The sequence below is a fragment of the Kineococcus rhizosphaerae genome (genome assembly GCF_003002055.1).
GTDB lineage: Bacteria > Actinomycetota > Actinomycetes > Actinomycetales > Kineococcaceae > Kineococcus > Kineococcus rhizosphaerae.
Window position 1 is genome coordinate 317813 of sequence record NZ_PVZF01000005.1, and the last position, 25200, is coordinate 343012.

At 73.9% G+C, this 25200-nt stretch carries 23 protein-coding genes; 11 read left to right on the forward strand and 12 right to left on the reverse strand.

Features of this window, described 5'->3' with window-relative positions:
* The first annotated feature begins 2 nt into the window (after window positions 1-2).
* Window positions 3-572 carry a hypothetical protein gene (locus CLV37_RS12380; RefSeq protein WP_106210679.1) on the forward strand — a complete coding sequence of 190 codons (570 nt, stop codon included), beginning with the start codon at window positions 3-5 and terminating at the stop codon, window positions 570-572.
* Here CLV37_RS12380 and recD read toward each other — a convergent pair.
* From recD to recC, 3 genes are read right to left on the reverse strand one after another with little or no spacing between them, the layout of a single operon-like run.
* Window positions 520-2394, reverse strand: coding sequence for an exodeoxyribonuclease V subunit alpha (gene recD / locus CLV37_RS12385; RefSeq protein WP_106210681.1), 1875 nt, complete (start codon window positions 2392-2394; stop codon window positions 520-522). The genes CLV37_RS12380 and recD overlap by 53 nt on opposite strands.
* Entirely contained in the window at window positions 2394-5798 is a 3405-nt protein-coding gene (locus CLV37_RS12390) for a UvrD-helicase domain-containing protein (protein WP_245885377.1), read from the reverse strand. Before CLV37_RS12390 ends, recD begins: the two co-directional genes overlap by 1 nt.
* Complete coding sequence (recC, locus tag CLV37_RS12395; protein ID WP_106210801.1) at window positions 5795-9181, reverse strand: exodeoxyribonuclease V subunit gamma; 3387 nt, start codon at window positions 9179-9181, stop codon at window positions 5795-5797. The genes CLV37_RS12390 and recC overlap by 4 nt, the downstream gene beginning before the upstream one ends.
* A gap of 56 nt (window positions 9182-9237) precedes the next feature.
* Between recC and CLV37_RS12400 the strand changes: the two genes are divergently transcribed.
* Entirely contained in the window at window positions 9238-10191 is a 954-nt protein-coding gene (locus tag CLV37_RS12400; protein ID WP_106210685.1) for an MsnO8 family LLM class oxidoreductase, read from the forward strand.
* Here the strand turns inward: CLV37_RS12400 and CLV37_RS12405 are convergent.
* The 5 genes from CLV37_RS12405 to CLV37_RS27600 all read right to left on the reverse strand — a co-directional run bounded on the left by CLV37_RS12405 (window position 10175) and on the right by CLV37_RS27600 (window position 14092).
* Entirely contained in the window at window positions 10175-11569 is a 1395-nt protein-coding gene (locus tag CLV37_RS12405) for a threonine/serine exporter family protein (protein WP_211298592.1), read from the reverse strand. The two genes, CLV37_RS12400 and CLV37_RS12405, sit on opposite strands and share 17 nt — an antisense overlap.
* Before the next feature lie 26 nt (window positions 11570-11595).
* Window positions 11596-11976 carry a hypothetical protein gene (locus tag CLV37_RS12410; protein ID WP_106210687.1) on the reverse strand — a complete coding sequence of 127 codons (381 nt, stop codon included), beginning with the start codon at window positions 11974-11976 and terminating at the stop codon, window positions 11596-11598.
* A gap of 446 nt (window positions 11977-12422) precedes the next feature.
* Complete coding sequence (locus CLV37_RS12415) at window positions 12423-12986, reverse strand: hypothetical protein (protein ID WP_106210688.1); 564 nt, start codon at window positions 12984-12986, stop codon at window positions 12423-12425.
* A gap of 182 nt (window positions 12987-13168) precedes the next feature.
* Window positions 13169-13528, reverse strand: coding sequence for a hypothetical protein (locus CLV37_RS12420; protein WP_106210690.1), 360 nt, complete (start codon window positions 13526-13528; stop codon window positions 13169-13171).
* A 288-nt stretch (window positions 13529-13816) separates the two neighbouring features.
* Window positions 13817-14092, reverse strand: coding sequence for a hypothetical protein (locus CLV37_RS27600; protein ID WP_170127222.1), 276 nt, complete (start codon window positions 14090-14092; stop codon window positions 13817-13819).
* 390 nt (window positions 14093-14482) lie between these two features.
* Between CLV37_RS27600 and CLV37_RS12425 the strand changes: the two genes are divergently transcribed.
* Window positions 14483-16687 carry a PP2C family protein-serine/threonine phosphatase gene (locus CLV37_RS12425; protein ID WP_170127223.1) on the forward strand — a complete coding sequence of 735 codons (2205 nt, stop codon included), beginning with the start codon at window positions 14483-14485 and terminating at the stop codon, window positions 16685-16687.
* A gap of 200 nt (window positions 16688-16887) precedes the next feature.
* On the opposite strand, the gene CLV37_RS12430 is transcribed toward CLV37_RS12425, so the two are convergent.
* Window positions 16888-17370, reverse strand: a complete 483-nt coding sequence (locus CLV37_RS12430; protein WP_146149383.1) for a hypothetical protein — start codon at window positions 17368-17370, stop codon at window positions 16888-16890.
* Between the two features lie 192 nt (window positions 17371-17562).
* Window positions 17563-18411 carry an RNA polymerase sigma factor gene (locus tag CLV37_RS12435; RefSeq protein WP_245885381.1) on the reverse strand — a complete coding sequence of 283 codons (849 nt, stop codon included), beginning with the start codon at window positions 18409-18411 and terminating at the stop codon, window positions 17563-17565.
* A 656-nt stretch (window positions 18412-19067) separates the two neighbouring features.
* Between CLV37_RS12435 and CLV37_RS12440 the strand changes: the two genes are divergently transcribed.
* From CLV37_RS12440 to CLV37_RS12475, 7 genes are all read left to right on the forward strand, one after another.
* Complete coding sequence (locus CLV37_RS12440; protein WP_106210699.1) at window positions 19068-19559, forward strand: Asp23/Gls24 family envelope stress response protein; 492 nt, start codon at window positions 19068-19070, stop codon at window positions 19557-19559.
* On the forward strand, window positions 19556-20011 hold the full coding sequence (locus tag CLV37_RS28085; RefSeq protein ID WP_211298593.1) for a hypothetical protein: 456 nt from the start codon (window positions 19556-19558) through the stop codon (window positions 20009-20011). The genes CLV37_RS12440 and CLV37_RS28085 overlap by 4 nt, the downstream gene beginning before the upstream one ends.
* A gap of 221 nt (window positions 20012-20232) precedes the next feature.
* Complete coding sequence (locus tag CLV37_RS12455; protein WP_106210705.1) at window positions 20233-20412, forward strand: DUF2273 domain-containing protein; 180 nt, start codon at window positions 20233-20235, stop codon at window positions 20410-20412.
* Window positions 20405-20845, forward strand: a complete 441-nt coding sequence (locus CLV37_RS27605; RefSeq protein WP_106210707.1) for an Asp23/Gls24 family envelope stress response protein — start codon at window positions 20405-20407, stop codon at window positions 20843-20845. The genes CLV37_RS12455 and CLV37_RS27605 overlap by 8 nt, the downstream gene beginning before the upstream one ends.
* Window positions 20846-20886: 41 nt before the next feature.
* Complete coding sequence (locus tag CLV37_RS12465) at window positions 20887-21486, forward strand: DUF6286 domain-containing protein (protein ID WP_106210709.1); 600 nt, start codon at window positions 20887-20889, stop codon at window positions 21484-21486.
* Window positions 21483-22064, forward strand: a complete 582-nt coding sequence (locus tag CLV37_RS12470) for a hypothetical protein (RefSeq protein ID WP_106210711.1) — start codon at window positions 21483-21485, stop codon at window positions 22062-22064. Before CLV37_RS12465 ends, CLV37_RS12470 begins: the two co-directional genes overlap by 4 nt.
* A 455-nt stretch (window positions 22065-22519) precedes the next feature.
* The gene (locus tag CLV37_RS12475) at window positions 22520-23626 is read left to right on the forward strand and encodes a fatty acid desaturase family protein (RefSeq protein WP_245885382.1); all 1107 of its coding nucleotides are present in this window, start codon (window positions 22520-22522) and stop codon (window positions 23624-23626) included.
* Between the two features lie 186 nt (window positions 23627-23812).
* Here the strand turns inward: CLV37_RS12475 and CLV37_RS12480 are convergent, their stop codons facing one another.
* Window positions 23813-24103 (reverse strand): hypothetical protein, encoded by a 291-nt coding sequence (locus CLV37_RS12480; RefSeq protein ID WP_106210713.1) that lies wholly within the window; start codon window positions 24101-24103, stop codon window positions 23813-23815.
* Window positions 24104-24209: 106 nt separating this feature from the next.
* Window positions 24210-24380: a hypothetical protein gene (locus tag CLV37_RS27610; protein ID WP_170127225.1), complete on the reverse strand. Its 171-nt coding sequence runs from the start codon at window positions 24378-24380 to the stop codon at window positions 24210-24212.
* Between the two features lie 9 nt (window positions 24381-24389).
* On the opposite strand from CLV37_RS27610, the gene CLV37_RS27040 reads away from it, so the two are divergent.
* The gene (locus CLV37_RS27040; protein WP_170127226.1) at window positions 24390-25040 is read left to right on the forward strand and encodes a hypothetical protein; all 651 of its coding nucleotides are present in this window, start codon (window positions 24390-24392) and stop codon (window positions 25038-25040) included.
* The last annotated feature ends 160 nt before the right edge of the window (window positions 25041-25200 follow it).

Below are 25200 nucleotides of genomic sequence, written 5' to 3' on the forward strand. Positions count from 1 at the left end.
CCGTGATCGGCGAGGAGGCGGTGGCGCACGTCGCCGCCCTCCTCGCGATCAGCACGAACCGAGCCCGCCGGCTGGCGCACACCGCGCTGCCGGCGGGCTTCGTGCTGCGGGTGGGCGTCCCGCACGTCGTGCTCGTCGAGGGCGCCACCGACGTGGCGGTGTTCTCCGCCGTCCTGGCCACCCCCGTCGTCGCGGTCGGCGGCAAGCACCTGCTGCCCCTGGCCGTCGCGGTGGCCCGGGCCCGCGGGGCCACGGTCGAGGTCGTCCTCGACGGCGACGAGCACGACCACCGCGCCGAGCACGGCACCCGGCGCGTCCTGGCCGCGCTGGACGAGCTGGCCGGACGGGACGGGCGCGTGCGCGTCCACGTGCTGCCCGGCGACCTGGAGCACTGCCTGGCCTCGTGGCCCTCGTTCCTGGACGCGCTGCACCGCGACGGGTCCGGACTGGACCGGAAGGACCCGGCCGCCTACGCCCGGGCCGCCACGCGAGCCGGCCGGGACGACCTGCCCGCCGTCCTCACCCTCGCAACCTCTCCGCCAGCCCCGTGGCCCGGGCCAGGGGACGGTTGACCGCGGCGGCCACGGCCTGCGCCGAGCCGACCACCCGCACCCGGCTCTTGGCCCTCGTCAGCGCCGTGTAGAACATCTCCCGCGTCGCCAGCGGCGAGTTCTCCGGCGCGGCCAGGACCGTCACGGTCTCGAACTGCGAGCCCTGGCTGCGGTGGACCGTCATCGCGTGCACCGGCTCGACGGCGGCCAACCGGGCCAGCGGCACCCGCAGCGGCCCGTCGCCGCGGGCGATGGCCGCCACCAGCGTCCCGTCCTCCTCCAGCACCACCCCCGTGTCGCCGTTGAAGACCCCGACCCCGGCGTCGTTGGCGGTGACGATGACGGGCAGGCCCACGTACCGGCCGTCGGCCCGCGGCACGACCCCCAGCTCCTCCACCGCCCACCGGTGCGCCAGCGCCGCCCAGTGCGAGACCCCGCGCGCGCCCCGGCGGTGCGCGCACAGCAGCCGGTGGGTGTCCAGGGCGACCAGCGCGGCCTCGGCGTCCCCGGCCCGCGCAGCCTCCACGACCGCCCGCGAGCGCTCCACGACGTCGGCGCGCACGACGTCGAGCACCGCCCCCGCGACGAGCTCGGCGTCGGGCACCTCGAGGAACTCCACGTCCGGACCCCCGGCCCGCAGCCTCTCGACGACCTCCTCGGACCGGGCGTCGCGCACGGCCTGGGCGATGGCCGCGATGCCGCCGCCGGCGGCGAAGCGGTGGGTGCGGGTGAGCGCGGACACCCCGTGGGGTGTCCCCCGCCCTCCCGCGGCGAGGTCGGCCGTCAGGTCGGCCAGGACGTTGCCCACCTCGACGGAGGCCAGCTGCTGCGGGTCGCCCACGAGGACGAGCCGGGCCCCCGGCCGCAGGGCGGCCAGGAGGCGGGCCATCACGCCGAGACCGACCATCGAGGCCTCGTCGACGATGACGACGTCGTGCGGCAGCCGGTGCTCGGCGTCGAAGCGGGCCCGCACCGAACCGGGCCGGATGCCCAGGAGGCGGTGCAGGGTCGAGGCGCTCGCGGACTGCAGGAACCGGCGCTCGTCGTCGTGGAACGGGCCGGTGTCGGCGGCCGAGACGACGGCCTCGGTGAGCCGGGCCGCGGCCTTGCCCGTGGGGGCGGCCAGCGCGACCCGCGGGGCGCCGTCGGACAGGGCGTGGACGGCGGCCAGCAGCCGCGCCACGGTCGTGGTCTTGCCGGTCCCGGGCCCACCGGCGAGGACGGACACGCCGTGCGAGAGGCAGACGGCCGCCGCGGCGCGCTGGTCGTCGGCGGGGTCCCCCGGCCACAGCCGGTCCAGGACCGCCGCCACGGCGGCGGGGTCGAAGGAGGCCACGGACCCGCTGCGCTCGCGCAGGTCCCGGGCCACGGCCAGTTCCTGGCGCCAGTACCGGTCGAGCCAGACCCCGTCGCCCACCAGGTGCACGGGGGCGCGCGCGTCCTCGTCGACGACCCCCGGCGGGTGCTCGACCGTCAGGGGGCTGCGCCGCAGGGCGGCCAGCCACTCCTGCAGGTCCGGCCAGGGCACCGCGACGGCCTGCACGGCGCCGGAGTCGTCGACGTCCTCGGGGACGAGCTGGTCGACCGCCGACAGCCGCAGCACGACCGACCCGTGCCGGACGGCGCGGACGGCGAGCGCCACGGCCAGCAGCACCGACTCGTCCCGCTCCCCCGTGACGGCACCGAGACGGCGGGCGACGTGGACGTCGGCGGCCTGCAGCAGGCCGAGGTCGTTGACCTCGCGCAGCAGGCCGGTGGCGGTGCGGGCCACGGTGGCCGAGCGGTCGACCTCGGCCTCGTCCCCGGGCAGCGGCCCGGGCGGGGTCTCGGGCTGGGTGCTCATCACGCGGTCCTCCCGGCGAGCAGTTCGGACAGGTCGACGACGAGCTCGGCCGGCGGCTTCCACGACCAGACCCCGGGTGGCACCCCGTCGGGGCCGGGGGCGACGTCGGGGCCGCACATGCCCCGCAGGAAGAGGTAGAGGGTGCCGCCCAGGTGCACGGCCGGGTCGTACCCGGGCTGGCGCCAGCGCAGGAACCGGTGCAGCGCGACGGAGTACAGCAGGGCCTGCAACGGGTAGTGGGCGGCGAGCACGGCGTCGTCGAGGGCCTCACGCCGGTAGTGCCAGGCCGTCAGGGGCTCGCCCGGGCCGGCGAGGCGGTTCGTCTTGTAGTCCACGACGAGGAACCGGTCGCCGTGGCGCAGCACGACGTCGATGGACCCGGTGAGGTACCCGCGCAACCCCTCGCCGGCCAGCGCCGGGTCCTGCAGGGCGTCGGCGTAGCGGTGGACGGGGTCGGTCGCGGGCAGGTGCCGGCGCAGCAGCGCGGGGACGGCTCCCAGCGTCGAGCCCGCGCCGCGGCCCGCCGCGTCGCCCCCGGCGAGGGGCAGCTCGAAGTCGAGCTCGGCGAGGCGGTCGGTGAGGGCGAAGTCCTGCAGCGCCCGCCCGCCCGCCAGCGGTCCCAGTCCCGTGCGCAGCACCGGGTCCAGCCCGGCGGCGAGCGGTCCGGCCAGCTGCGGGGAGAACTCCGCGCGCGCCAGGGCCGCCAGGTGGGCGGGGCGGTCCCCGGCGGCGGGGTCGAAGTGCTCCAGCACGGCGTGCACGAGGGTGCCGAACCCCGTCCCGGCGGGCAGGTCGGCCATCGGGGACGCGACCGCGCGCCACCCGAGCGGGTCGGCGTCGTCGGTGCGTCCGCTCGCGTCGAGGTCGAGCTCGTCGGTGGTGGCCTCGACCTCCGGTTCGGCCAGGACGGCCCGGGCGGGCCCCTGGTGGTCGTGGACGCCGCGGGTCAGCCCGGAGTACGACGTCCGGCGCCACCCGGTGTCCAGGGCGGCGGTGAAGGTCGCCACCTGCAGGTCCGTCACCGGCTCCGCCCCGGTGGTGCGCCGCACGAGCGGGGCGCGCAGCGGGACGTCCTCGACGGCGACGGGCGACCCGGCGGGGAACAGCGCGGCCAGCCGCGCGGCGAGGGCGTCGTCGGCGGGCAGGTCGATCCTCTCGGGGATCCGGCGCGGGTCGTCGGTGAGCAGGAGCCGGTGCAGCGCACCGCGCTGGGTGTTGGTGCTGGGCGCCCACCAGACGAGCAGCCGGGACACCGCGCGCGTCAGGGCGACGTACAGCAGGCGCAGCTCCTCGCCGAGGTCCTCGGTGTCGGCGGTGCGGCAGAACACGTCGTAGGCGGGGGCGGCGGGACCGCCCACGTGCAGCGCGCGCGAGGTCCGGCCGTGAGCGTCGGGGGCGTGCGCGACGGGCAGCCGGTCCTTGGACCCCCCGCCGGTGGAGTCCCACCCGAAGGGCACGCACACGACCTCGAACTCCAGGCCCTTGCTGGTGTGGACGGTCGCGATCTGGACCGCGGCGCGGTCGGTGTCCAGACGCCGGGACCGTTCCTGGTCCACGTCGCCCGCGGCGTCCTCGACGCGCCCGCGCAGCCAGGACAGCAGGCTGGAGACCCCGCCGCCGGGGTTGCGGGCCGACTCGGTGTGCAGGACCTCGGCGATGTGCCGCAGGTCCGTCAGCCGTCGTTCGCCGCCGTCGACGGCCAGCAGCCGGTGGGCCAGGCCGTGCGCCTCGGCGACGGTGGCGAACGTCCCCGAGACGCCGCGCTCGGCCAGGACCGTGCCCCACTCGCGCAGCTGCGCCGACAACGCGTCCGTGGCCCGGTCGCCGCCGGCGTCCAGGTCGGCGGCCGTGCGCCCCACGAAGCTCGACAGGGCCGTCCGGCGCACGCGCGGGGTCCGGTGCGGCTGCTCCAGCGCCTCGAGCAGCCACAGCCACTCCCGGGCCGCGGGCGTCGCGAAGACGCTCGGCCCGCGGGACAGGACGCACGGGACGCCACGGCGGCGCAGCTCCTCCTGGACGGCCACGGCCTGGGCGCCCGTGCGCACGAGCACGGCGACGTCCCCGGCCACGAGATCGCGTTCGGCCCCGCCGCGGTGGGACCGCACGCGCAGCCCCTCGGCGAGGACGGCCACGACCTGCGCGGCGGTGTCGCGGGCGATCGCCGCGCGGACGTCGGCGACGGCGGGCACGCCGGTGCGGGCGGTCACGGGCAGGCCGTCGCGGCGCAGCACCCGCAACCGCACGGGGGCCGGGTCCTCCTCGCCGCCGGGCCCGACGAGCGCGGGGAGCCGGTGGTGGGCCGCGACGGGGTGCACGACGATCTGCTCGTCGCCGAGCGCCGCCCCGCGCAGCAGCGCCGCCGTGCCGGCCAGGACCGCGGGGTCGCTGCGGAAGTTCGTCCCCAGGGTCGCCGTCGTCGTCGCGACCCCCACGGCCTCCAGGTAGGAGTTCACGTCCGCACCGCGGAACGCGTAGATCGCCTGCTTCGGGTCGCCGATGAGGATCAGCTCGCAGCGTCCGTGGAACGCGGTCCGCAGGATCTCCCACTGGACGGCGTCGGTGTCCTGGAACTCGTCGACGAGCACGACGGAGTACCTGCGCCGCAGACGCTCGCACGCCGTCGGCCCGGCGACCTCGTCGGTCAGCGCGTCCCGCAGCCGGACCAGCAGGTCGTCGAACCCCGTCAGACGGCGCGACCGCTTGCGGGCGGCGACCTCGCGCCGGACCCCCTCGGCGAACCGCACCCGCAGGTTCTCCGGGGTGTCCGGGGCCGTGCCCTGCGGTTCCAGGCGCGCGTCCGCGCGGTGCACCGCCTCCCGGGCGATCCGCAGCGCCACGGCCCGGCTGAACGGCGGCGCCCCCGCCCCCGGGCGCACGGCGAACCGGAGGTACAGGTCGTCGCAGACCTCCTCGACGAGGTCGTCGACGTCCTCCACGAGGGTGGCGGTCGGGTCGACGTCGGCGGCCGTGCCCAGGCTCGCCAGGACCTGCCGGCAGAACTCGTGGATGGTGGCGACGGTGGCGGCGTCGAACCCCGCGAGCGCCGCGGCGAGCCGGGCGCTGCGGGCCTCGACGTCGGCCGCGGCCAGGTGGCGCACGACGGGGTCCGCCGAACCCAGCGCGGCGGCCGGGTCCCGCAGCGCCTCCCGGGTGCTGACGAGGCGCTCGCGGACCCGGTCGCGCAGTTCGGCCGTGGCGGCCCGCCCGAACGTCACGACGAGCAGTTCGTCGACGGTGGCGCGCCCCTCGGCGACGAACCGCGTGACGAGCCCGGCGATGGTCCAGGTCTTGCCGGTCCCGGCGCTGGCCTCCAGCACCGTGGTGCCGGTGGGCACCGGGCCGGTCAGGTCGAAGTCCGCCACGCTCACCGCTCCCGCCGCGCTCACCGCTCCCGCCGCGCTCACCGTTCGTCCATCCGGTACACGCCCAGCAGGGGTTCCCAGAACCGTTGCGCCGCAGCCTGGAACGTCTGCGGCGCGGCGGGGGGCCACCCGGGTGGCGGGGTCCAGTCGAGCAGGGTGTCGACGCCCGCGCCGGCGCCCCAGACGGTGACGTTCTCCTCGTCGGCGTCCTCCTTGGGGAAGGAGTAGTCCGACACCCACGCCTGGGACGCGGCCTGCCGGCACGCGGCGGCGGGGCGGGCGTTCCACGCCGCGGTGGCGTAGGCCATCGCGGTGTCCACGGGCAGCGGCAGCGGCGAGCGCAGGCCGTGGGCCCGCAGTTCCAGCAGGTCGCTCAGCGCACCGCGGGCGGTCCCGGACGGCACGGGGCCGAGGGTCAGCAGACCGACGCTGCCGCGGGACCCGCGGCCGACGACGACGGCGCGGAACTCGGTGCCCGGGTTCGCCGCCGACAGCGCGAGCAGCTCGATCCAGGCCCGCACGGTCTGCTTGGCCTTGATGCGCGAGTAGATCGTCGTCACCGCGACGTGCCCGGTGGCGCGGCCGCCGGGCCGGACCGGGCGGACGCCGCGCACGTTGCCCGTGGTGCGCAGCCGGCCGACCCCGGGGACGTCGAGGTCGAGCTCGACGTCGACGCTGCGCGGGGGGTCGGTGTCGAACTCCGCGGCGACGGCGGCGATCCGGTCCACGGCGGGCCCGACCTCGCGCAGCACCGCGATCCCGAGCGGCCCGGGCGGCAGGTCCCCGCGCGCGGTCTCGAGCCGCACGATGTCCGCCGGGTCGGTGCCGCGCAGCCGGGCCGTCAGCGCGCGGTCGCCCACGGCCCACTTCTGCAGGGCGTCGAGCTCGACGGGCAGCGCGTCGGCGGGTTCCTCCTCGCGCGTCGCGGTGGCGACGTCGAGGCGCTGGCGCAGGAAGGCCCGGGCCGGGTGCTGGAAGAACTGCACGAGCTGGTCGAGGTCGAGGTCGGCCGCCGGGGCCGGCGGCAGCCCCGCGGGCAGGAACGGCGGGGGCGCCGCGGGTTCACCGGCCCCCGTCGCGGCCCCCGCGAAGGCGCTGCGGTCGTAGCTGAACGGTCCCGTCGTGCCGAGCGCGCCGCGGGTGAAGTTCTTCGGGTCGGTCGGTTGCAGCGGGTGTTGGACCACGATCCGCTGCCGCGCACCGGGGTGCGCGGCCTCGAGGCTGTCGAGCAGTTCCCCGACGGGCACGGCCGGGGGCAGCGTCGCCCCGGTGCGCACGTCGCGGCCGGAGTACGTCACGACGAGGGTGTCGCCCGCCGAGCAGATCGCGTCCAGCAGCACCTGGCGGTCCTCGCTGCGCGGGTCGCGGTCGCCGAGGTGCGGGTCGCGGGCCAGGACGTCGTCGGCGTCGGGGTTGGTGACGCGCGGGAACGCGCCGTCGTCCATCCCGAGCAGGCAGACGACGCGGTGGGGCACGGACCGCATGGGGGTCGTGGTGCAGACGGTCAGCGCCCCGGTGCGGAAGTTCGCGCGCTGGGGACGGCCCGCGAACCGTTCGGCGACGAGCGCGGCGACGTCGGCCAGCCCCACCGCGGCCGTTCCCGCGCGGGCCGCGTCGGCGGCGACGGCACCCAGTTCGCGGCGCAGCTGCGTGACCTGCCAGGTCGTGTCGGGGGTGACGTCGGCGAGGTCGAGGACGCTGTCCAGCAGCGCCGTGCACCAGCTCGCGACGCCGTGGCGGCCCGACAGGCGCGCGACCGCGGCGTCGAGCCGGTCGACGAGCTCGGCGAACCGGCCGGCGAGGTCGACCCGCGAGGACTCGACGTCGGCCAGCGGGACCACCGCGTGCTCCAGGGGCCCCACGAGGTCGTCGCCGTGGGCACCGCCGACGGCGACCCCGACGAGCAGGCGGTCCAGACCGGCCCGCCACGACCCCTGGGCGAGGGCCCCCAGCGCCCACGTCTCGCGGTGCTGCGCCGACAGGCCCCAGTGCACCCCCGCGTCGACGGTCCACTCGCGGATCTGCTCCAGGTCCTCGTCGTCGAGGGCGAACCGCTGGCGGACGGCGGCGGCCCCGGCGAGGTCGAGGACCTCGGTGGCGCTCAGCCGGCTCTGGGCGAGCACGAGCAGCCGGGCGGCGAGGGCGAGCAGCGGGTTGGTCTGCAGCGCCGAGCGGTCGGCGACCGAGACCTGCAGCGCGCCGCCGGGGTGGGAGTCGGTGGAGAAGACGGCCGAGACGAGCGGGGCGAACGTCTCGACGTCGGGGCACAGCACGAGCACGTCGCGCGGCTGCAGCGTGCGGTCGGCGTCGAGGAGCCCGAGGACCACCTCGCGCAGCACCTCGACCTGGCGTGCGCGGCCGTGGCAGGAGTGCACCTGCACCGAGGTGTCACCCGGGTCCGGCGACGGCGCGGGCACCTCGTCGGCGGCCAGCGCCCGCTGCAGCCGGCCGAGCACGGTGTCCGGCGGGGCCGGGGCCCGGTGGTGGGTGTCGGCGGCGCCGGGGACGGCCAGGGCCAGCCGGGCCTGCAGCTCGCGCACGTCGCGCGACAGCGACAGCAGCAGCGGGTGACGCACGTCGGCCACGGCCTGCGCGCGGCGCAGCCCCGCCGACGGTGCCGCCCTCGCCCACAGCGCCGGGCTGGGGTGCTGCACGAACAGGTGGACCTCGCGGTGCTCGGCGAGCGCGGCCAGCACCCGCAGCCGCGCGTCGGCCAGGCGGGTCACCACGAACACCGCGCAGCGGGGGCCGAGGGAGGTCAGCGCGGGGTCGGCGCGCAGGGCGGCGCAGACGTCGTCGAGGAGTTCGGCCGGGGCCGGCAGCCCCACGTGCTCGCGGACGGCGCGGAACACCTCGGGCTGCCAGCGCAGGTCCGCCGGGACGTCCGAACCTCCTGCGGCCCAGGCCGTCAGCAGTTCCGGGCGGGCCGCCCCGTACCGCGCGAACAACCTCGCGAGCCGGGTCGCCACCGCGGTGCGCCGCACCCGGGGCACGCCTTCGCCGTCGGGGGTCCGCAGGTGGTGGCGCAGGACGGCGAACTCGGGCCGGCGGTCGGGGGCGGGCCCGGTGGCGGGGGCGATGTCCTCGAGCACCTCCAGGACGTCCCAGGTCAGGGCGTCGGCGGACCAGCGCTCGACCGCGGCGCCCGCCTCGGGCCGCGTCCGGGCCACGACCTCGGCGACCACCTGGTCCAGGAGCCGGGACGGGGAGGAGAAGTCGACGCGCGCGCAGACGCCGTCGTCCCCGCCGGGGCCGGCCCCGAGGTGGTGGGACAGGCGTTGGGCGATCCAGCGCTCGGTCCCCCGCGCGCCGACGGCCAGGACGTCCGGGGCGAACGGGTCGGCCCCGGCGGCGGGCAGGCGCAGGACGTCGGCGAGGCCGTCGACGAGCGCCGCGGCGGACTCGGAGCGGTGGACGTGGAGCACGGGCACCTGTCTACCCGACCGTTCGGACAGGACCGTCGTCGTGGTCTGCTGGGCCGGTGCTGCTGTCGCTGCTGGACCGCTCGCGGACCCGCTCGGGGCGTTCGGACGCCGAGGCCCTGCAGGCCACCGTGCGCCGGGCCCGCCGGGCCGAGGAGCTGGGGCTGCACCGGTTCTGGGTCGCCGAGCACCACGCGGTGCCGGGAGTCGTGGGGTCGGCGCCGACGGTGACGATGGCCGCGGTCGCCGCCGCCACCTCCCGGGTCCGGGTCGGGACGGCGGGGGTCATGCTGCCCAACCACTCACCGTTCGTGGTCGCCGAGCAGCTCGCGACGCTGGTGGCCCTGCACCCGGGCCGCGTCGACGTGGGGGTCGGCCGCTCGCTGGGATTCACCGCGCCCGTACGGCGCGCGCTGGGGACCGCGAGCGCCGACGGCTTCGAGGACCGGCTCGGTGAGCTGCTGGACTGGTTGCACGGCCGGGGACCGGTCACCGTCCGGCCACGGGTCCCCGCGCCGCCGGTGTGGTTGCTGGCGACGGGCTCGGGGCTGGCGACGGCGGCGCGGTTCGGGCTGCCCGTCGTGGTGGGCGGGTCCCTGCTGGCCGATCCGGCTGCGCTGCAGCGCTACCGGGAGCGGACCCGGCACGCGCGGGTGACCCTGGCCCTGGACGTCCTGCTCGCGCGGGACGAGGCGGCGGCCCGGCGGGAGCTGCTCCCGCAGGCCGTGGCGCTGGCCCGTTCCCGCAGCCGCGGCGAGTTCGGCCCCCTCCTGCCCCCGCAGGAGGCGCAGCGGGCGGACCTCACCGGGCGCGAGCGCGCCGACGTCGAGCGCACGCTGGCGCAGACGGTCCACGGGGACGAGGAGACGGTGGCGGCCCGGCTGGCGGACCTCGTGCACCGCACCGGGGCGGTCGAGCTCCTGGTGAGCGCCACCCCGTTCGCCGAGGACGCCGAGGCCGAGAACGACACCCGGGTGGCGCGGCTGGTGGCCCGGCTCAGAACCGGCGGTTGAGGGACCGGCGCCGGACGCGGCGCTCGATGCGGTCGAACTCGCGGCGCAGCGGGGTCGAGCAGAACTCCCCCAGCGTGACGCCGGCCGCGAGGGCGAGCGCGGTCCCGAAGGCGGTGACGAGCTGGGCCAGCCCGGCGGACGTGCCGCCGCCGACGACGGAGAAGATCGCGCGGTAGATCGCCAGGCCGGGCAGCAGCGGGGTGATGCCGCACACGGAGACGACCAGGCCGGGCACGTTCCAGCGCCAGGCGGTGCCCTCGGCGAGGAACCCGACGAGCAGGGCCGCGACCCCGGCGGCGGCGACGGGCCCCATGCCCACGGCCAGGCACAGGCCGGAGGCGGCGACGGCCGTCGCCCCGGCGAGGGCGGCGAGCAGGACGGCGCGCCCGTCGGCGTACCCCGAGACCGCCCAGGTGAACGCGGCGACGGCGCCGGCGAGGACCTGCACGACGAGCGGGTAGGGCTGGGCCGCGGAGAAGCTCAGGCTCAGCGTGATCCCGGCGCGCTGGCCGAGGTCGAGGACCCCGGCGATGCCCAGGACCAGGCCCGTCGTCAGCAGGACCGTCTCGAAGGCCCGGGCCCCGGCCGTGACGTAGAACCCGGAGATGGCGTCCTCGGCGGACCCGACGAGGGAGAGCCCGGCCAGCAGGACGACGATGCCGGAGCCGACGACGAGCGAGGGCGGCAGGTCCCCCACCCAGCCGGGCAGGTGCGGCTGGGCCAGCAGCAGCGCCAGTGCGAAGCCGGTGGCGATCCCGGCACCGGCGACCTGCTGGAAGAAGGCGGGCAGCCCGCGCTGGTTGAGGGCGGCCAGGACCAGCTGCAGCAGGCACGTCACGAACGCGGCGGCGACCGCGACGGCCCAGGTGCCGCCCAGCAGGACGGCGACCGAGGCCGCCAGTCCGACGGTGCCGGCCCCCGAGACCCAGGGCCGGTAGGGCCGGCGCTGGGACAGCAACCGCTTGAGCCGGGTGTTGACCTCGGCCGGCGGCAGCCCGTCGGCGGCCTCGTGGGCGAGGTCGTAGAGGGCGGACAGCCGCGAGTAGTCGCTGGCGCGGACCTTGACGACGCGCACGGCCGTCAGCGGTTCGGCGTCGGCCCCCACGGTGGAGGCGGTGACGGCCGTGTAGTTGATGTCGATCTGGGTGCCGGTGAGCCCGGCGCCGGCGGCCGCGCGCAGGGTGAGCGCGGTGACGTCGGCGGCCGAGGCCCCCGCGGACAGCAGGGCCTCGGCCATCCGGACCATGGCGTCGAGCGCGTCGAGGACGGCGGCCTGGGTCAGGGCGGCTTCGACGTCGGGTTCGGGCGCCGGGGTCTCCCCCGCGATGAACTCCGCCAGCCGAGCACGCCAACGGCCGGGGGTTCGGAGCGAGGGCACGCCCCGAAGCTACCGGGCGTCGTTCGTCAGCAGCTCAAGGCAAGGGCGTCCAGCACGGGAGCCGCGACGGTGCCGCACCCGACCTGCGCGGTCCCGAGGTCGACGACCGTCCAGGTGCCGCCGGTGAGCTGCAGGACGGCCGTCGCCGGGTCGAGCGCGTCGGTGTCGGTGGGCTCGAGGTCGGCCGCGGCCCAGCCGTCGGCGACCCGGACGTGACCGACGGTGTACTGCGACGCCGGGACGCCGGCGGTGGCCGGGCTCGTCCGCACGGCCTGGGTGACGGCGGTCGTCTCGGGAGCGGCGGCGGGGCCGGGGGTGGTGTCCGCGGTCGCCGTCGAGGCGGACAGGGCGAGGGCGAGGGCGGGAGCGGCCACGGCGGTGAGCGTGAGCGTGGTGCGGCGGTTCATGTCGGTCCGACCTCCTGGTGCTGCGGGTGCGTCCTGCGGGTGACCCCACGGACGCGCGTGCGGTGCGTCTCGTGCCTCTCGGCTCGTGCGAGGAGTGGACGCAGCCGCGCCGCGGGCGGTTGCACCGGGTTGCCGGCAGGTCCTGTGAAGATCACCCCCACGAAGGCTCCTCGGCCGGCGGTGCGCCGCAGGGCACCGGTGACGGTCCCCACCGTCGAACACGGCGTCCTGGACTCCGGTCGGCGCACCGACCTCGCTCTCGCAGCGGACGAGGTGACAGGGGGCACGACTGGCAGACGGTCGCGGACGAGGCGAGCCACACCACCGGGGCCGCCACTACGGGGCTTCGCGGACTGTCTCAACCTCGTGGTCACGGATGTCACGGTCATGGCGAAGTACGGGCGATGCCGCAGCTCCGATCACAAGCTGAGCGGACGACCAAGCCGTCAGGTGACGACCCACCCGAGGACCGCGACTGCACCCTCTGCAGGGACCACGTCGACGTCGAAGCCCCCGTCACCCGTTCCCACCTCGAACGTCGCCTGCGACGTCGACCCTTGCGCCGAGCAAGTGGTCGAGACCGGGATGGTGCTCACCTCGTCCCGTTGTCCGGTCTGCACAGTGACGCTGACGTTGACCTCTCCCCGACCCACGCAGACCACCTCCACCTGCCGGTTACCGACCGCCACGTCCTGCCCGAGAGAGCTGCCCCGCTGGTTCTGCACCTGCCAGCCCGCAGGGGTGTCCGCACCGGTGACGATGTCGGAAGAGGCGAGCACCAGGTCGGTGCGGGAGGGCAGTGCTGCCTGGGCTGCCTTCTCGTACTCGGCGATCTCCGCGGTGTGATCAGCGACTTGGGGACCGGTCGGTTCCGTCGTGACGCTGCTTGGTGCGGTCGTCGGCTGCACTGGCAGGTGGCTGTCGGCGCCGTGCGAACAAGCCGCGCTCAGCAGCGCGATACCGGCCAGCAGTCCTGCGACCAGCGCGCGAGGGCCTCGATGCTCATCCACCAGCGCACGCTGACACAGCTGCCCGTGCTGTCGTGGGCGAACGGTCCAAGATCCTGTCCTCGACGAACCGACCGACGTCACGGTCATCCCGCGGTGGGCGCGAAACGCACGGTCATCCCGCGGTGCGCGAAGCGCACGGTCATGCCGCCGTCCGTGGCGTCGCGACACGGGCGAAGACGGTCTCAGGCCAGCTCTGCAGGCCCACCGACGTCTCCTTGACGCTCACGCCCAGAGTCGAAGAACCGGTCCAGGTAGGCCGCCGGCGGCAGGTCACTCGTCCGCATCAGACTGAACACCTCAGCCCCGTCCCCGGGCTCGTCGGACAACGCGTACGCCTGAGCAAGCCCCAGGTACTTACTCACCCGCCCCGGCCAGGTCGTCTCGCTCGCGTAGGTCTCTGCCTCCGCTTCGGCCTTCTCGATGGCCCGATCCACGTCGGTATCCCGCCAGAGCGTCACGCGTTCCTCGTAGACGAACTCACCGGGGTCCTCGGCCTGGCCGCGGAAGATGCAGCGGACAGCGACCCACCCAGAGCTCTCCATACGGGCAGCGTCTCAGAGAGGTCGCCGGGCTTCGGCGACTTCACGGTCATCCCGCGGTGCGCGCGCGACATCACGGTCATCCCGCGCTCAGTGCGCGATCAAGGACAGCCGGGAACGTCCGTGCATGCCGAATCGAGGAAGACTGCCGAAGCGGTGCAGAGCTTGTCAGGTGGACGTGCGTGAGGCCACTGGCCAACGCGTACCGCTCCCTCATCGAAGACGGCGCCACCGGCCGGATGCGCCCTCGCGTCCAGCTGCCACTAGCTCGCAGGCACGCCGCTGCCCCCATCAACCCAGCTGACCTCGAGAACCCGGACCACGAGCTGCGCCGTCGTCCTCGAGATGCCGAGGACGCGCCGTGGCGGTGCGCGTCAGTCGCGCCCACAGAGCATCCGCCCCGACGTGGACGACGACGTCACCGATGTCGATCAGCGTCAGTCCATCTCTCCCGGCTTTGGCGACGGCCTGAGCGTGCAGGTCAGCACTGACCTGGTCTCGATGCTCGGTCCACCCTCGGTCCCGCAGGACACGGGAGACGACGATGGTGACGGTTGGATCGGTCACGGGTGCTCCTGGCGACGTCTCTTGCGACGCGCGCACGCCTGCTGGTCACGATGTTCGAACCGGCCACGCTCTGACCTACCGAGTCCGATTGATGGTCTGGCTCAGTGCTCAGCCTGCGCCATCGACGCGTGGACAGCACCTCAAGACCTCAGCGGTCTGCCGCGACCCCCGATCACTGCCACCCGACGGTGTCGTCGTAGGAGGACCGGGAGACGGGAAGCAACCGAGCTGCTGCATCACGTTCGTTACTCTCGGTCGGTGCACCAAGAACCTGCGGTCAGTACCGACGTGACCAGCACGTCCGCGGTTGCTGAGGCGGCGGTCGATGGCGCACGAAGCGCTGGACCGGTCGCTCCCACCGGCGCTGTCGCGGGTGCAGCCGCAGGATCCGTGGGGCAGGTGGACCTGCCCGCCGTGGCCCACGACTTCCCCGCCGCCGTGCTGGTCGTCGACATCGCCGCCGACCAGGTCGTCTTCGGCAACGACCTGGCCCGGCAGCTGGCCCCGGACCTGTCGCTGCCGGTGAGCGTGGAGGACTGGTCACGCGCGGCGGGCCTGCAGGTCGCCTCCGGCGGTCCGCTGGGCCAGAGCAGCACCCCGCTGTCGCAGGTGGCCGCCGGGGATCCTGAGTCCGGGCGGCAGGTCAGCGCCGCCCTGCGCTCGGACGCAGCCCAGGCGCGCGAGGCGCTGTGGGCCATCGGCGTACCGCTGCGCGATGCGCCGCCGCCCCTGCGGACCCGCTCACTGTTGGTGCTGATGCCGCTGCGCTTCCCCGACGCCGTCGCCGACGTGCAAGCCGCTGCAGCGGCCGGACGCGCTCACCGTTCGGTGCTGTCCAGCGGACTGGCCATGACCGTCTCCGACCCCACCGTCGAGGGCGATCCGCTGGTGTGGGTCTCGCCCACCTTCACCCAGCTCACCGGCTACACCCCGACCGAGGCCGTCGGTCGTGAGCTGCTGTTCTGGACCGGACCCGACACCGACGCGCACGTCCTGGCCCGGCTGCGGGACGGACTGCGCCCGACGTCACCTGCGGCACCACCGCTGGAGGTGACAGCCGACGAGACGGTCAGCGAGACGGTGCTGGCCTACCGCCACGACGGGTCGGCGTTCTACAACCACCTGACCATCTCCCCCGTCCTGGACGACGACGGTGCCACCACCCACCGCGTCAGCGTGCACAGCGACGTCACCGCCCAGGTCCTCGCCGCCCGAGAGCGCGACCGCGAACGTCGAGCCGCCCGTGAGCAGGTCGAATCCGCCCGCCAGGCCCAAGCCGCAGCGGAGGACGCGGGCCGCTTCGGGCACCTGCTGCTGACCTTGTCCGAGGCGTTGACCGCCACCACCACGGTGGCCGAAGTCGCCGCCACGATCGCCGAGGTCGTCGTCGTCGAGCTCGGTGCCGCCGGCAGTGGTCTGCTCCTGGCCGACCCCGCCCGCACCCGGCTGGACTTCGTGACCCTGAACGACATGCCCGCCGGTACTGACACGGCGTGGTCGCGCATCAGCTGGAACGAGGACGCACCGCTGGCCCTCGCGGTACGGCAGCGGCACCCGGTGTTCTACCGCGACGACGCCGCGCTGCGAGCAGCGCATCCCGCGATCGTTGCTCACGCCGAGGTCCCGGCCATGGGGGCCAGCGCGAACCTGCCGTTGGTCAGTGCCGGAGAGGTCATCGGGGCGGTGTTCCTGTTCTGGGACCGGCCCCAGGACCTCAACGCCCAGCAGCAGGCGGCGCTGCAGGCGCTGGCCCGCTACACCGCCCAGGCCGTGCAACGTGCGGTGCTGGCCGCTGAGCGGCGCACCGCCGCCGAGGTGCTGCAGCGGTCGCTGCTGACGCGGCTGCCCGAACCGGACCACCTGGAGCTGCGGTCCCGCTACGTCCCCGCTTCCGCCGGGGAGCACGTGGGTGGGGACTGGTACGACGCCGTCCTGCAGCCGGACGGGGCCACGATGCTGGTCATCGGTGACGTCACCGGTCACGACATGGCCGCCGCCGCGCACATGGGTCAGATGCGCGGGCTGCTGCGGGCCTTCGCTTACGACCGCAACGAACCGCCCACCCAGGTCGTGACCCGCTTGGACCGGACTCTGGCGGGTCTGGGCATCGAGGGGCTGGCCACGCTCATCGTGGCCCGGATCGAGCAGGTTCCCGCCGACACCGCGCAAGCCGGTGCCGCCGGCGGGGCGGGCGTGCGGCGGTTGCGGTGGACCAACGCCGGGCACCCGCCGCCGCTGCTGCTGCTGGCCGACGGGTCCACGCAGGTGCTCACCAGCGAACCGGAGATCCTCATCGGGTTGCTGCCCGACGCGGTACGCAGCGACCACCTCGTCGCGCTGCCGCCGGCATCGACGTTGCTGCTGTACACCGACGGCCTCATCGAGCACCGCGGCCGCAGCCTCGAGGACGGCGTCAACGACCTGCGGCGGGTACTGAGCGCGTGCCGGGACCACACGGTGCAGGAACTGCTGGACCGCGTCGTGGTCGAGCTGGTCGGGGACTCACCGGAGGACGACTGCGCGATCCTGGCCGTGCGGGCCCACCCGGAGGACCGTCCCCGCCCGGTCGAGGCCGGACCACCCGGGCTGACCTGAGTCGCCAGCCCCGAACCAGGGTACGACGATCGTCACCGCTGGACCGTCACCGCTGGGCCGCACAGCGGCCCCTGCTGCTCGATCGTCCCAGCGAGCTGTGGTCCGACCGCTGCCTGTTCGAAGCGGGCGGGTCAGTGTCGCGGCCTCGCACCGCGATGTCGGTCCACCGTTCCAACGTCTCGGTGCGATCGCCGCTGCTGTCACAGGAGTCGAGGGTCGGCGGTGATGTGCCCGATGTGCACGTGGGAGTGGACGCGCTCACCAGCCGGAGCCAGCGCGCCCAGCAGCTGCCGCAAGCAGGCGTGCGCAGCAGTGTGCACCTGCCCGGCCAGCCTCAGCAGGGGCCGACCGTACCCGGCGACGATCTCGATGGTCACCTCGCGCAGTTCCTCGCCGTCCCCGGTCACACACGTGATGGTGTCCGGTGCGGCGAAGGGTACGGCCTCGACGGCTCGGCGCAGCTGATCGACGACCACGGCTGACGACACGAAGAAGTCGCCCAATTCGTGCCGACCGCGGACCGGAGCCGAGGGACGGAAGGTACGCAACGCCCGAGCCAGAACGTTCTCGCGCATCGCCACCCAACCGGCGTCGGTGTGCAGACGCAGCAGCTGAGCGGCGCGCGAAGCGCGCTCTGCTCCACTGGGCCCTGCCACCAGCACCGAGACGGTCCGCTCGCTCATCCAGTGCCCCTCACTCCCGCATCCGCCGTCCACGGGTACCGCTCGACGCCATGGGTCCTGCCTGATCCGCCGGACCTCGGCACTGCCGTGAGCCGACTCGTGCCTGTGCTCCACCTGATCCTCATCGGCTGCGCCGAAGAGTTTTCCTGGACTCGACTCGTGCTACGCCCGAGCGGTCCAGAGCCCCACCGGTCAGCGCCACGTCTGCATCGCGGCGGCGACGGTGGTGCGGGCTCGTTCCAACAGTCCCCGCACGGTGCTGATGGGCTCGTTCACGACGATCCCGATCTCGGAATAGGACAACCCCTCCACTTCGCGCAGCAGCCACACGCTGCGCTGACGTTCAGGCAACAACGCCAGAGCCCCGCCCAACGCCGCGAGCAAGCCCTCCTCGATGTTCTCAGCCTCCGGCCCGGAGTGCCCGTCGCGGATGTCGCCGCCGACCGTCTCCAACGAGACCACCGGTCGTCGTCCGGCGGAGTCGGCGCTGGAGTACGAGCTCGTCCTCCCAGGCACGCCCGACGTGATCGGCCCCACCGCTGGGGGACGGCTACCTGGAGCAGGAGAGGCCAGGACCCGGGAGTCCTGCGTCGCGCTCTCGGAGGCACCCCCCGCCGCGCTGGGCGCAGCGGTCGAGCCTGGCGCACCGGCGGGGCCCTGGGTCGTGGCGTCGTCGCTCACGGCCGCACCGTGGTGATCACCGGCACGTGCAGGAGCAGCGGCGCCGGGTCGATCGGCGGTGGCGGTGCTGGCGCCGACGGTCTTCAGGACCTGCCGACGGGCCAGGACGTAGAGCCACGTGCGGAAGGTGGCTTCCTGGCGAAAAGAGGTGATGGCCCGCCACGCGGAGATGATCACTTCCTGAGTGCAGTCGTCGGCGTCGGCACTGTTGTGCACCAGCCGTCGCACGAAGCGGTAGAGCCCCGGACCATGACGGACGATCAAAACGGTGAACGCGTCGCGATCCCCCAGACGCGCCCGCCGGGTCAACACCTCATCGGGGAGCTGCTCGCCCTCCGCGACGTCGACCGACTGGTCCATCACGCCGCACGCAGCTCTGCTCGACCCCAGTCCGACCCGAGGGGGAAGCAACCGGCCGGTACCGGTCGCGGTAGGAACGGACGGGTCTGCTGAGGTCCAGCGGTCCCGGAGGCCGGTTCCACGCTCTGCCCTTCATCGGCGAGCCGGACCGTACCGGCCCAACGCAGCGCAGTCGATCACCACCGACACCCGCCAGCAACCCAGAACGCACCACCCACCACCCCGAGGGCGCACGACCGCGGTACCCGTACCCCACGGCAGGGGCAGAGCCCCGAGTACACGCCTCACGTGCGGATCCAGTCTGATCCTGTCGGGTCTGGTCGGGTCCTGTCGGTCCCACCGGGTTCGGCGGCGCGAAGCTCTGCTGGTCCAGTCGAATGCCGACGTTCATCGGCGGCTACGGCGTCCGCTCACGGCTCGGCACCCCGGTGTGATGCAGGTCACGTCGGATGGGCATGACGTTCCAGCACTCCAGCGCTCTACCTGAGTGACGAACCCGGTGGCACCGAGCCACCGGAGATCGACCGGACCACCGGGCACCTGCCAGCCGTCGCCGACGGATCCGCGGGTCGGGCCCGACGGGCCGGTGCGATCCGGTCGGGACGTCCACGCCGTGGCGCTGACCTCGCCGTCCCTCAACGAACTCTGGAGCGATCATGAGCGAAACCACCAAGACCACCACCCCGGGCACGGGTACCAACACCGGTGTGGCGTTGAAGTCCGGCCCGCTGGTCTCCAACCAGGGCACCACCTCCATCGCCGACACCGTGGTCTCCAAGATCGCCGGGATCGCGGCCAAGGACGTCTCCGGTGTCCACGCCCTGGGCGGCAGCGCCTCGCGCGCTGTCGGCGCCTTGCGCGAACGCATCCCCGGTGGCCGGGTCAACCACTCCCAGGGCGTGTCGGTGGAGGTCGGGGAGAGCCAGGCCGCGGTCGACGTCAACCTCATCGCCGAGTACGGCGTGGCCATCGCCGACCTGGCCTCCAGCGTGCGGCGCAACATCATCGCCTCGGTGGAGCGGATGACCGGCCTGCAGGTCACCGAGGTCAACATCTCCGTCGACGACATCCACCTGCCCGAGGACGACGAGAGGGACGACGACGGCAGGGGCGACGCTTCCGCAGCGCGCACCGTCCGCGTCCAGTGATGCTCGACCCCCGCACCACCGACGCCACGGACACCACCGACGCCACCGACGCCACCGACGCCACCGACGCCACCGACACCACGTCGGCTCCCGGACCCGCTGTCCCCGCGGGACCCGTCGCGGCGGGTGCCGGGGCGGATGGAGCAGGGGGTCGGACCCCGGTACCGCCGCGCAGCGACGACACCGCCACGACCGCCGACGAGGTGGCGGCGCTGGTGCTGGCGGTGCCGGGAGTGGTCAGCCTGCACCCGGGCCGGTTCGGGGAGGTCGCCACCTACCTGCCCGGCCGACGGGTGGCCGGGGTGAAGCTGAACGAGCACGTGGCCGAGGTGCACGTCGTCCTGGCCCACGGCGAAGCCATCCAGGCTGCGGCCCAAGCCATCCACGCCGTGGTCGCTGCTGTCGTGCAGGTCCCGGTGCAGGTCTTCGTCGAGGATCTCGCCACCGCGTGAGGGCAACCCCCCGAGGTTCTCCCCCACCCGTCCACGAGCACCCGCACCGAGCCCGCACGTCGTCTCCGTGAGCACCCCGCGGGTCCACCCGCGCGGTGCTGCGCCGGCCAAGACGCAGCAGCGCAGCGGGGTTCGTGGACACCGTGGCGCGATCGCCGTGATCGACCGCACCGCGGTCCCACCCCGCCCACCCGACGTCCCCCCATCCTCAGGGAGTTCCCGTGTCCTCCTCCACCGCCGGCGTCTTCGCCGGCCTGTTCCTGGCCCTCATCGCCGGCACCGCTGGTTTCGGCTGGTTCGTCTTGGCGCTGCTGTTCGCCGCCGTCGGGTACGTCCTCGGGGCCCACCTCGAGGGCAAGATCGACCTCACCGCCCTCCTGCCCGGTCGCAGCCGTGGCTGAGACCACCCCCCGGGAAACCGTCGCACACGACGCGTCCGCACCCGCAGCGCCAGCCGACGCCGGATCCCGCGGTGAGCTGCACCTGAGCGAACGCGCCGTGCAACGCCTGACCACCGCCGCCGCCCGCGAGGTCGACGGGGTCGCCGCCGCCGCCGACAGCAGCGGCAGCCTGGGCGCCCTGGGCAGTGCGCTGGGACGGGACTACCCCCGGGTGGACTGCGAGGTCGCCGGCAACCGGGTCCGCGCCAGCGTCCAGATCGCCACCGTGTGGCCGTACCCCGCCGCCCAGGTCGCGGCAGCCGTCAGGGACCACGTGCGGGACCGGCTCGCGGAGCTGGCCGACCTGCACGCCGACGCCGTGCACGTCAGCGTCGAGAAAGTCGTCCGCGCCAGCTCCACCGCCAGCACCTCGACTCGGAGGCGGGTCCAGTGACCACCACCCCCACCAACTCCCCGTCCAGGGGTCGGGCACCGATGCCGGCGGCGTCCCAGCGGACCGGCACCGGGCACATCGGCTGGATCGGCCCCGTGCTGGCCGTCCTGCTCCTGGCTCTGGCCGCAGTGCTGATCCACGAAGCACTGCTGGCCGCCGGCGCCTTCGCCAGCACCTCCTGGCTGGCCTGGACGGTGCAGTCCCTGCGGGGCTTCGCCCCCACCGCCTGGCTCATCCCCGTCGGGATCGTGTTGGCCTTGATCGGGGTGTGGCTGCTGGTCACCGCGCTTCGCCCCCGTACCCGCAACACCTTGCCGCTGACGTCCCGGACCGGGGTTTTCCTGCACACCCGCGACGTGGCCCGGCTGGCTTCTGGAGCCGCCCGTGACGTCGACGGCGTCCTGAGCGCTGCCTCCACCAGCACCCGCCGCGCCATCAGCGTCACCATCACCGCAACCGGCGACAGCACCGGTCAGATGACGCACCAGGTCCAGGCGGCCGTCGCCCGGGCCGTCGGTGCGCTGGCCAGCCCCCCGCGGGTCAAGGTCCGCACCCGCACCACCGGCACCAGCACCGGGAGCAGCTCCGACACCGCTGCTGACACCGGCGCTGGGACCACCCTCGGAGGAGAGCACCGATGAGCCGTTCCGTCCTGGGCCTGGACCGCGTCCTGGCCGTCCTGGCCGCACTCCTGCTCATCGTCGCCGGAGCCGCGACCGCGGCCTGGGGAGCCGGTGAACTGGACCGGGTGTGGGCCGCGTCCCCGCAGCGACTGAACCTGCAGACCGCCTCCGACGTGCTCGCCACCGCCTGGTGGCCGTGGGTCGCGGGCCTGGTCGGCGTCGTGCTGGCGGTGCTGGCGGTGTGGTGGCTGCTGGCGCACATCCCCCGCCGTGGAGTCCCCAGCCTGCCGCTGCCGGGTACCGCCCGCACCGGCCGGCTGAGCATCGCCCCCGACGCACCCGTCGAGGTCGCCGCCGACGTCCTGGCCGAGACCCCCGGCATCCGCTCCGCGCGCGGTCGGGTGCTGCGTGATCGCGGCCGTCTGGTCGTGGCCCTGGACGCCACCGTCGAACCGGACGCCGACCTCCTCGACGTGGTCGCCGCTACCGACACCGTCAGCGCTCAACTGGCCGAGGTCCTGGGCCGTGACGATGCCCGTGCACGGGTCCGGCTGCGGGTGGCACGCCACGCCCGTCACCAGACCCGCGTCCACTGACACCTTCCCCACCCGCCATCCACGTCTCCACCTCCTCTGTCCTCGCCACCTGCGTCCCCGTCACCTGTGGCCACGGCCTCACGTCACGCAGCTGCTGGTTCGATCGTGTGCTGGACCGTCACCGGCAACTGGACTGAGCAGTTCTCGCACGAGGGCCACCCTCCTGAGCCTCGCGACGGGAGCCGCGAGGCTGGCCGCCGGTACCGGCCAGAACGCACCACCTGCCTCCTCAGGCGGACAGGGCCGGAGTCGGGCACGATCGAGTTGTCGGGTGCTCGCGCTCAGCAGGACGGATCCGTGCTTCCCCAGGATCCGGTGGGGCGGCGTTCGACAACGTGACGAGCAGTTGATCAGCACCACCGCTGTGTCTGTCCACGGGTCTTCGTCCCGGGCACTGCGCGAGGACGCGCCGCCCGGTGCTCCTCTGAACGCCCGCGAGGAGACCAGTGACGACCATGCCCCTGACGACGGCCACACCCATGACCGAGTCCGTGTCCGACCCGGTACAGCCGCCGCCCGTACGGGCGCGCCGCAGCACCCCGTACGCGATGCTCACCGCAGCCGTGCAGGAGGCCGGCCTCATGCGGCGCCGGACCGGGCACTACTGGTGGCGCATCGTCTTCACGACCGTCGCGTTCCTCACCGTCGTCGCGGGAGCGTTCCTCCTTCGGGAGTCCTGGCTGGTGCTGCTGGTCGCTGCACCTCTCGCGCTGGTCCTCACCCAGTTCGCCTTCCTGGGCCACGACGGGGCGCACAAGCAGATCTTCGCCTCGCACCGCGGCAACGAGTGGGCGGCCCGGATCTTCGCGGCGCTGCTGACGGGACTGAGCTACGGCTGGTGGATGGGCAAGCACACCAAGCACCACCAGGCCCCCAACGCCCGCGGGATCGACACCGACATCGAGTCCGAGGTCGTCTCCTTCCACGCCGACGCCGCATCCGGTCGCCGGGGCGTCCTGCGCTGGGCCACCGCGAAGCAGGGCTACTGGTTCTACCCGCTGCTGCTGCTCGCCGGGCTCAACCTGCACGTCGACTCCACGAAGTCGCTGATCAGTGGCCGCCGCGCCAAGAAGCGCTGGATCGACGCCGCCTTCGTCCTCCTCCACTGGGGCGTCCACCTGGCCGCGCTCGTGCTGCTGCTCGGGCCGGCTCGCGGTGCCGCGTTCTTCGGCGTCCACATGGCCGCCTTCGGCCTCTCGATGGGCGGGGCCTTCGCGCCCAACCACGTCGGCATGCCGATCGTGGCGCGCGAGACCAAGGTCGACTTCATCCGTCGTCAGGTGCTGATGTCGCGCAGCATCTCCGGCGGTTGGTTCGTCGACCTGTTCATGGGTGGGCTGAACTTCCAGGTGGAGCACCACCTGTTCCCCGCGATGCCCCGACCCAACCTGCGCGCCGTGCAGCCGTTCGTGCGCCGCTTCTGCACCGAGCACGGCATCGACTACACCGAGACCTCACTGCCGCAGGCCTTCAAGGACATCGTCACCTACCTGAACGACGTGGGTCTGGCCGCCCGCGACCCGTTCCGGTGTCCGCTCGTGTCGCAACTCCGCGCCGGCTGAAGGATCCGAAGCAGGATTGCTGGCCGGGTGTGAGCCGCGTCCAGCAGCAGCACGGAGCACGTCTGTGATGGCTGCTCACTGACCGGGACCCGTCTGTGCACCGGAGGGTGCGCGGGCAGGACCCACCTCTTCCTCAGGTGCCGACAGACCATGAGTGACCTCACGGTCATCCAGCGATCAGCGTGATCACCTGGACAGCAGCAGGTCCCGCACCCGACGCCACGCTGCGGTCTCCTCTGGACGCCACCCCATCCGCTGAAGGCCGTCGAACAGGAGCCCGGCCTCAGCGACGGCATCTCGATCCAGCTGCCCTCCCGCGATGACGGTCTGCACGCAGCCCGCCACCGTGCTCGCCGCCCCCTGCAGCTCCATCCGCTTCTCCCACTCATCGGCGGGAGCCTGGTCATCGGGCTGGGTCGAGGCCGCGTCAGCAGCATCCAGGGCCGCCTGCAGTTCGACGTCGGGGTGACCTGCCATCTCAGCAGTCTTGCGTCTTCACCGACCTCACGGTCATCCCGCGGTGCGTGTGACGGTGAAGTCACAGGAACGGCCTTCCAAGTCCAGATCGAGATGACAGCCTGCATCAGTGAGTCCTTCCGGCAAGAGCCTGCAGCAACGCATGCACGAGGTCACGGCAGACCCTCTCGACCCCGATGACCAGAGGCGATGGGCTGATGATCCAAGCCCACGCATCCGTGCCGGTCTCGCGCAGCGAAAAGACCTCCCCCAGCTCATCGCCGAACACCTCAGCCACGACCGTTCCGTGAGCGTCCGCCGCGCGCTAGCAGAGAACACCGCCTGCCCCGAAGCAGTCCTCATCAACCTCCTCGCAGACCGAAACTGGGATGTGCGCCACGCGGCCGCCACCAGCACCTCTGCCACCGCACGAGTGCACCAGGCAGCCATCAACGATGCCCCCAACGACGTGGGCCGCAACGTCGCCCAGCTCGGCGATCAGCTCTCCGAAGCGACGATCGAGCTGATCATCGGCCACCCGGCGGTCGTGCTCCGAGCCGACCTCGCCGAGACAACTCTGGACCCAGTCGTGCTGCAGCGTTTGTCCTCAGACACCAGCCCTCGCGTCCGGGCATCGGCCGCCGCCAACGCCGGCACCGCCCGCTTCTTCCAGAAGACGACGCTGCTGCCCGTGGTCGACACCGTGTTGGAGCAGCTGTCTCAAGACTCCCGCTCTGAGGTCAGAGCGGTCGTGGCCGAGTCCGAAGACTTGCCGGTAGAGGCTGTCAGGCGCCTCGCCCAGGATTCTTCAGCCGTCGTCCGCTGGTGGACGCTGGTCCACCACGCCGAGGACGAGGTCATCGCCCGGCAGCTTCTGGATGACAGCGACCCCACCAACGCCACTCAAGCGGCTGCGAACCTCAAGTCCCTTCGGCCGCCCCGTCAACGAGCCGACTGACTGATGACCGCTGCGGTTCGCGGTCATCAGTCAGACATCGCGCGGTCTTGCTGAGATCCGCATTGGGTCAAGTCCACTGAGGTGGTGTACGACGTTCGCTGCGTGATGCTCCGTGTGGTCAGGCCGTCAAGGCCTGCATCGTGATGTCGGAGTTCACCTC

Excerpts from the sequence above, each read along its gene's own strand:
- CLV37_RS12480 (WP_106210713.1), bottom strand. The coding sequence starts at position 24,103 with ATGGCAGGTCACCCCGACGTCGAACTGCAGGCGGCCCTGGATGCTGCT.
- CLV37_RS12470 (WP_106210711.1), top strand. The coding sequence starts at position 21,483 with ATGAGCCGTTCCGTCCTGGGCCTGGACCGCGTCCTGGCCGTCCTGGCC.
- CLV37_RS12420 (WP_106210690.1), bottom strand. The coding sequence starts at position 13,528 with ATGGAGAGCTCTGGGTGGGTCGCTGTCCGCTGCATCTTCCGCGGCCAG.
- CLV37_RS12435 (WP_245885381.1), bottom strand. The coding sequence starts at position 18,411 with ATGGACCAGTCGGTCGACGTCGCGGAGGGCGAGCAGCTCCCCGATGAG.
- recD (WP_106210681.1), bottom strand. The coding sequence starts at position 2,394 with ATGAGCACCCAGCCCGAGACCCCGCCCGGGCCGCTGCCCGGGGACGAG.
- CLV37_RS12410 (WP_106210687.1), bottom strand. The coding sequence starts at position 11,976 with ATGAACCGCCGCACCACGCTCACGCTCACCGCCGTGGCCGCTCCCGCC.
- CLV37_RS12440 (WP_106210699.1), top strand. The coding sequence starts at position 19,068 with ATGAGCGAAACCACCAAGACCACCACCCCGGGCACGGGTACCAACACC.
- CLV37_RS12465 (WP_106210709.1), top strand. The coding sequence starts at position 20,887 with ATGCCGGCGGCGTCCCAGCGGACCGGCACCGGGCACATCGGCTGGATC.
- CLV37_RS12475 (WP_245885382.1), top strand. The coding sequence starts at position 22,520 with ATGCCCCTGACGACGGCCACACCCATGACCGAGTCCGTGTCCGACCCG.
- CLV37_RS12430 (WP_146149383.1), bottom strand. The coding sequence starts at position 17,370 with ATGAGCGAGCGGACCGTCTCGGTGCTGGTGGCAGGGCCCAGTGGAGCA.